Source organism: Priestia aryabhattai (assembly GCF_023715685.1).
Taxonomy (GTDB): Bacteria; Bacillota; Bacilli; order Bacillales; family Bacillaceae_H; genus Priestia; species Priestia aryabhattai_B.
The window spans coordinates 1-5466 of the sequence record NZ_JAMBOQ010000026.1 but is presented as its reverse complement, the minus strand read 5'-3'; the positions used below and the strand labels follow the sequence as shown (position 1 = coordinate 5466).

Genomic DNA, 5466 nt, shown 5'->3' with positions numbered 1-5466 from the left:
GACGGGATAAGTGCTGAAAGCATCTAAGCATGAAGCCCCCCTCAAGATGAGATTTCCCATAGCGCAAGCTAGTAAGATCCCTGAAAGATGATCAGGTTGATAGGTCAGAGGTGGAAGCGTGGCGACACGTGTAGCTGACTGATACTAATCGATCGAGGACTTAACCAAGATTTGAAAAGCACATGCTTTACTCAGCAACTGTTACCTAGTTTTGAGAGAACAATCTCATGTCTGGTGGCGATAGCGAAGAGGTCACACCCGTTCCCATACCGAACACGGAAGTTAAGCTCTTTAGCGCCAATGGTAGTCGGGACTTTGTCCCCGTGAGAGTAGGACGCTGCCAGGCAAAATAAAAAAAAGCATGTCATTTAATGACATGCTTTTTTTTATTTATGTACTTCGCTGAATTTGACTTCTACGAAGTAAGATGTTAAGTTGAAGTTATTACATTATCACGAGTGGGGGATTTAGATTGAAAAAAAACAAACTAGAGGTTATTCCGCTGATTGATGATTTTAGCCAGTGGTTAGCAGAAGCAGATAAATCTGATAACACTATTAAAACGTACCGTGCGGTACTTAATCAATTCCATGAATGGCTTCTCAGTGAGGGAATGGATCTGAATCATTTAAAGAAAAAAGATGTTCAACAATATATTACTTATCTTGAGTCTCAAAATAAAAGCTTAGCAACTGTAGAAAAAGCTTTTGCTACAATCAGTATGTTTGCTCGCTTTCTTAAGAAATTAGATGTAGTTCAAGACATCAAACGTAAACAGAAAGATAAAAAGAATCAAGAAGCACCAGATTCTTTAACGCTGGATGAGTGCAATCATTTATTAGCTGAAGTAAAAAAAGACGGCAACCCTCGTGATATTGCTATCGTATATGTTTTACTTCATACAGGAATTCGAGTATCTGAATTGTGCGGGTTAAACCAGGATGATATTAATTTAACTACAAATCAAAGTTCTTTAACTGTTCATGAATCTAGAGGTGAAAAGGGCCGTACTATACCTCTTTCTAAAGAAGTGAAATATTACTTAGAGAAATACATTACGTCTCAGAACAATGACAAAGAATTTTTATTTGAGTCAAATTTTCATCAAAGAATAACTCCAAGAGCTGTTCAATATATGTTAAAGAAATACAATGTAACTCCTCATAAGTTACGTCATACATTTTGTAATCAATTAGTTCAAAAAGGAATTGATATTGCAGTTGTTGCCGAATTAGCAGGTCATTTGGATATCAACGTAACGAAAAAATATCTAAAGTCACCTGTTCAGAATTTAGATTCAGCTATCAAACAGGCATTTTCTTAAATAAACCAATACAACAAAAGTAACACTATGTTGCATTCAACGCAGATGAAAAACAAAGAAGAACCCTTATTTATCAAGGGTTCTTCTTTGTTTTTGAATATGATAAACTAATCAATACAACATATTAAATACATAGACGTAATTCAATGTAACATACTGAATATGTAAAGAGGTGAGTTTTATGCTTATTAAAGGGCAGCAAGCCGTTGAACCCATTCGAGATCCAGAAAAGATTCGCATGATGAAAGAACATTTACTACATAAATCCTATCGCGATTATTTTCTTTTCGTCTTTGGTATCAATTCCGGGCTACGCATTAGCGATATTTTACCTTTAAGGGTTATGGATGTTCGGTCGGCCGATCATCTTCGTTTTCGAGAACAAAAAACAGGGCATGTACGAAAAATTCGGATTCCACATAACCTTCAACAAGAGATTGAAAAGTACACGCGCCATATGGCCGATTCTGACCTTCTTTTTCCTTCTCGTAAGGGTACAAGTCATGTTCGGCGAGAAACGGCCTGGAGGACCATTAACGGCGCTGCACGCGCGTGTGGTATTAAAGGGGCCATCGGTACCCATACCATGCGAAAAACATTTGGCTATCACTTCTACCAACGAACGAAAGATGTGGCCATGTTGCAACAAATCTTTGGCCATTCGGCGCCGTCTGTCACACTCCGATACATCGGGATTACAGATGACATGATTGATCGAACGTTAGAAGATTTTGCGTTATAAAGAAGGCATAATCGTAGAGTAAGAGGGCTGCTTAAAATAGAGGTATACAGCCATCTTATGCTATAGATATGCCTTCTTTTTTTGTTTATTCCTGCCGAAAACATCGGCGGCCATCTTGCTCACGAAAAAAAGGTTTTACATGAGCAAGATGGCCGCCCCTCTAAATTCCTGAAGAGCATAAGGGGTTTTTGCCCCCACCATAGGTGCGGGGCTAGGCAAAGCCTAGCAAAACCGTGGGTACAAAGAAAATCGCTACATGTCTCCTTTGCGTCCCCTTTTTTTAGTGGATGTCCCTTTCACGTCTCCCTTTAAAACTTCAAAGTCTCCTTTGTGTCCCCCTATTTTGAAGCCATGTCCCCTTTACGTCCCCATCATTTAATGTCCTTTTTCTAACTTTTACAGCAACGTTCACTTTAATTTTTAAAAGAATTTCATATTTTTCATTTCAACTACATGCTAATAAAACGCAACCTTATACAAAGTAAGGTTGTTACCAATGTAAGTAAAGTAAGCGGCCGTCTAGGCCATGCTTCGTCATAACCGTTTAAAAAATATAGGTAAGTATAATTTCGTTGAACTTGACTTCTGCGAAATTATATTATAAGATAAGTTATGTAGTCGATAGACGATTTAGCAACTTGAAGACTAATCCTACGATGCACGTTATGCCCTATTTGTTTTGAACCGTACTGTTTAATCGGGATTCTTATATTTGTTAACTGATGCCATGCCTGTCTATAAAACAGGATCGCAGGAATGTTAACATGCGGAAACCCACCTGCGAGATAGCGGGTTCACAAAACAGATTGGGAAGACGACATAAGTGGGAACTATTTTTCCTATACATACCGTGCTAGACGGGGAGATGGCGGTGCCTTGTAACCTGCAATCCGCCTTAGCAGGGTTGAATCCTCACTAGAGGTATTGTCTAGGTAAGGTCAGGCTTGTACAAGTAGTGTTGAAAGCTGGGCCCTACGCAATAGAAATCTATGAACATGGTCAGGTTCGGAAGGAAGCAGCCATAAGTAGAACCTTCTATGTGTTGTAGAATAACCTAGCTGAGCTAACTATACACGCAGCGCTTATTTATTCATATCAACGGTGAGTGCACGGTTTTTAAAAGACAGTTGTACAAAATGAAGACTTTTATTAATTAAGGGTTTTCGTTTTGTACAACTGTCTTTTTTGTTTAAAAACCTTAATTTATTATCACTTCCAAATTTCCCACCATCTTTTCTGATTCCCTTTGCGTTTGGCCGCCAATAGTTCATCTATGTATTCTGCTTGTTCTTGTTGCTGTTTCCGCAGTTCCGCAACAATTTTCCGCAACTCGTTAATTTCTTCTTTTTGATGGGCCATCAGCTGCATCGTAACAGTAACTTGGTTCATTAGTTCATGGAATTGTTCATCCATGTTAATTTGGACAGAAATTTCATTAAAATTAGGCTGCTGCTGCGCTGCTGCGGTTGTGGCTGCGGTTTCGTTTTCAACCTCCATATTCCTTGCAACCATTAGGGCTAAACCCTCTTCTATCTCGGCTGCGTTTAGACTGCGATTGAAGCCTTCCGCAATGAAACGCAATATATCTATAGTCTCTCGGCGATACCGGCGGCCACGTCCTTTTCCTGTAAAAGGTATGTAATTAATAAAGCGATCTCTATAGTAACGGACCGTAGATTCAGGCATGTCTAATTCTTTTGCAATTTCTGCAATAGTTAGCAGTGACTTTTCCATCTTTAATCTCCTAACTCCATTAAGATATTCACTTTATATCTCCAGTATTAAGCTTCTAAAAAATTATAATATAACGGATGTTCAGGATTAAAATGTTTACGTCTAGCTTCAAGTGCAAGCATTCCTCTTAAAGTTCCAAAGAAATATCCTTGAAAGTCTTTTTTAATTTTATTTTGTTTAAGAGCATAAATAGCCTCTTTGAATGCTTGAAGGATAAGAGGCATGATGTCTTCTGAAGGTACATTTAAACCACTTATTTTATTAGCTAAACAAGCTTTTTTCCAAATGTCATGTATCTCCTTAGCATCGTTAAAAAAGACTTTTACGGTATTTTTAAAAGCCTCAGGAACAATTGAAGGTGTAAATTCTGCTGATAAGTGAACCGATCCTGTACGTAATTTATTTAAAGAATTAAGAGTTAAATTATTGGTAGATTTTTTTTTTGCCTCAGATTCCTTACTGCCATAAGAAGTTTCAGCGTTTTGGCTTTGGAAATCTTCTCGGAAATCCTCTAAATTCAAATAGTTGTTCCAGTTTTCAAAGTAAGGATGATCAACAAATAAATGCATTGGACAACCACGGCCATTATGGTTACTAAGGCCCCGATAAACCGTTACAATTAACCCCTTTTTTCGTAACATCGCTAAAACATTTCTGACCGTACGATCAGAAACTTCGTAGCGTTCCCCTAAATATTGATCACTTGCGTAAACAAAGCCGCGTTCCGCAGCGAAGAAGCATAACATATCAATTGCTTTTCTCGTTCCTTCTTTCAATCGGTAAAAAGTGTCCCCGTATGTTTTCATTACTTTCTCTAAAAGGATCTTTTTCATTTCTTTCTTTTGATGTGCTCTTTCTGCATATGATTGATAATTTGTCATATGAATAAATTCTTCATGAGTTACGATTCTGCTTACTGTCATTTCTATCTCCCTCTCCAATTAGGAAACAAAAAAAGGTGTGTTTACCGCTTATAAACGGTAAACACACCTTTCCTAGACAGAAAAGTAATACTTCCCCTTGTCAATTGCACATTTATATCGTAAAATACCAACATAAATATGTTTTTCACAGGGTTGAAGCAACATGTTTACCGTGGTCCGATCACGGTGGACGTTGTAGGTAGAAGCTGCCGTGGTCCGATCACGGTAAAGTTTTGAGGACGGCTATCCTCATAATAAGCTTTTCTACAACACGCTTTGACCTTTTTTCATGTTCCGAACATATGTAATTGATTTATTTATACCAAAATTAACTAAACTACACAAGATAGCTTAAGTAATTCTTTCAATTAACAGACTAACAAAAAATATAAATATTTTAGTTTTAGAAGTTGACTTCCACGAAATTATCATGTAATATAGAGAATGTGATTGAGGTCCGGAAGGAACCATCACGTTTTGGAAAAAATAAATTTTCGTAGAAGTTGACTTTTACGAAAATAAGAGTTATACTTAATAAAGTAATCAACATTAAAAGTAAATTTATTGACAAGGTTCATTTCTTTTTATAAAATGATATTCTGTCTTTGAAATTGCTCTTTGAAAACTGAACAAAGCGACAAACGTCAACGTTAATTTTTTTATTTTATATGAGCAATCAAACATTTCTTCGGAGAGTTTGATCCTGGCTCAGGATGAACGCTGGCGGCGTGCCTAATACATGC

Annotated in this window: 4 protein-coding genes, 2 rRNA genes and 2 other RNA genes; 6 read left to right on the top strand and 2 right to left on the bottom strand. The window is 37.4% G+C overall.

Features of this window, described 5'->3' with window-relative positions; translation table 11 throughout:
• The 6 genes from M3225_RS28680 to ffs form a co-directional block, all read left to right on the top strand.
• Positions 1 to 168, top strand: a 23S ribosomal RNA gene (locus M3225_RS28680); the annotation flags it as partial.
• 62 nt (positions 169 to 230) lie between these two features.
• Positions 231 to 346, top strand: a 5S ribosomal RNA gene (gene rrf, locus M3225_RS28675).
• 126 nt (positions 347 to 472) lie between these two features.
• A complete protein-coding gene (locus M3225_RS28670) occupies positions 473 to 1324 on the top strand; it encodes a tyrosine-type recombinase/integrase (RefSeq protein ID WP_251400720.1) in 852 nt (283 codons plus the stop codon).
• Positions 1325 to 1505: 181 nt separating this feature from the next.
• Positions 1506 to 2066, top strand: a complete 561-nt coding sequence (locus tag M3225_RS28665; protein ID WP_251400718.1) for a site-specific integrase — start codon at positions 1506 to 1508, stop codon at positions 2064 to 2066.
• 645 nt (positions 2067 to 2711) lie between these two features.
• A non-coding RNA gene (gene ssrS, locus M3225_RS30030) (6S RNA) lies at positions 2712 to 2900 on the top strand.
• 14 nt (positions 2901 to 2914) lie between these two features.
• An RNA gene (ffs, locus tag M3225_RS28660) (signal recognition particle sRNA large type) lies at positions 2915 to 3179 on the top strand.
• A gap of 96 nt (positions 3180 to 3275) precedes the next feature.
• Here ffs and M3225_RS28655 read toward each other — a convergent pair.
• Complete coding sequence (locus tag M3225_RS28655; protein ID WP_251400716.1) at positions 3276 to 3800, bottom strand: MerR family transcriptional regulator; 525 nt, start codon at positions 3798 to 3800, stop codon at positions 3276 to 3278.
• A 47-nt stretch (positions 3801 to 3847) separates the two neighbouring features.
• Complete coding sequence (locus M3225_RS28650) at positions 3848 to 4681, bottom strand: helix-turn-helix domain-containing protein (protein WP_251400715.1); 834 nt, start codon at positions 4679 to 4681, stop codon at positions 3848 to 3850.
• Between the last annotated feature and the right edge of the window lie 785 nt (positions 4682 to 5466).

Bases quoted from the DNA above. Each gene is read 5' to 3' on its own strand.
- M3225_RS28655 (WP_251400716.1), bottom strand. From the start codon at position 3,800: ATGGAAAAGTCACTGCTAACTATTGCAGAAATTGCAAAAGAATTAGAC.
- M3225_RS28650 (WP_251400715.1), bottom strand. From the start codon at position 4,681: ATGACAAATTATCAATCATATGCAGAAAGAGCACATCAAAAGAAAGAA.
- M3225_RS28665 (WP_251400718.1), top strand. From the start codon at position 1,506: ATGCTTATTAAAGGGCAGCAAGCCGTTGAACCCATTCGAGATCCAGAA.